Source organism: Citrobacter sp. S55_ASV_140 (genome assembly GCF_018919505.1).
GTDB lineage: Bacteria > Pseudomonadota > Gammaproteobacteria > Enterobacterales > Enterobacteriaceae > Citrobacter > Citrobacter werkmanii.
This window is the reverse complement of sequence record NZ_JAHLQZ010000391.1, coordinates 1-1,152: the sequence shown is the minus strand read 5'-3', so window position 1 is coordinate 1,152 and position 1,152 is coordinate 1. Positions and strand designations below refer to the sequence as shown.

At 53.5% G+C, this 1,152-nt stretch carries 1 protein-coding gene; it reads right to left on the bottom strand.

What is annotated here, in order from left to right:
• Positions 1-28: 28 nt before the first annotated feature.
• Positions 29-1,081: an FAD:protein FMN transferase ApbE gene (gene apbE, locus KQJ18_RS24070; RefSeq protein WP_216422963.1), complete on the bottom strand. Its 1,053-nt coding sequence runs from the start codon at positions 1,079-1,081 to the stop codon at positions 29-31.
• Positions 1,082-1,152: the final 71 nt, after the last annotated feature.

Genomic DNA, 1,152 nt, shown 5'->3' with positions numbered 1-1,152 from the left:
CAGGTATAAAAACCCGCAATCTTGCTTTTTAATTTTTTTCGCTGAGCAGAAAGCTTTTAAACTGCGGCGACATCCAGGTTTTAAACCCTTGCCCCTCTTTCACAATCATATAGACCGCCAGCCCTTCACGACGCACCACCTCTTTGGCCTTTTCCGGGCCGAGCACCATCAAACCGGTATCCCAGCCGTCAGCCTCCAGCGCCGTAGGGGCTATCACCGTCACAGACACCAGATTGTGTTCGATCGGACGCCCTGTTTGCGGATCGATAACATGCGACAGGCGTTTACCGTCCAGCTCGTAATAGTTACGGTAGCTACCGGAGGTGCTGATGCCGTGCCCGTTAATGTCGACAACCGCTTGCACCGCGTTTTCACGATCGGTGGGTTTCTGGATCGCCACCCGCCATGGATGGCCTTCCGCATTCATACCACGACTGTTTAGCGCACCGCCAACGGAAACCAGATAACGGGCGATCCCCTCTTGCTCCATCAGTCGCGCCAGATGATCGGCGGCATAACCTTCACCAACGGTAGACAGATCCACATACAGATCCGGCAAGTCTTTTTGCAGGTAATCCCGATGAGCCTCATTAATCACTTTCAAATGTGAAAGTCCAGTTTGCGCTTTTGCGGCGTCAATTTGCTCCTGAGTGGGAATGTGCACGGGTTGCTGATCCGGACCAAAACCCCACAGGTTGACCAAGGGTCCCACGGTGATATCCATCGCGCCATTGGTTTTCGCGCCAATTCGCAGCGCCGACGTGACGATATCCGCCATAGCGTCATTAACCGGCCACGGCGACAAGCTTTTCGACAGATTAAAGCGCATCAGGGCAGAATCATTTTTATAGGTTGAAAGAAGCTGATCGTCAGCATCAAGCTGAGTCTGGATCTTCGCCTGCAACTCCCTGGCGCGTTTGGCATCCACGCCCACCGCGCTGACCCGCCAGAAGGTGCCCATCGTTTTACCTTCCAGAACGGTGGCGGATTGTGCGGTCTGAGCCGGTTTCGGGGCCTCATCGCACCCGACAAAAAAGATCGTCACAGCCAGCAGCGCTGCGCGATAAAAATTCATTTCCATACGTAATTATCCTCATGCGAACGGGCGCAAGAGTACACCAAAAATCGTTGTTTGTACGGCGGAAAAAAAGC

Excerpts from the sequence above, each read along its gene's own strand:
- apbE (WP_216422963.1), bottom strand. The coding sequence starts at position 1,081 with ATGGAAATGAATTTTTATCGCGCAGCGCTGCTGGCTGTGACGATCTTT.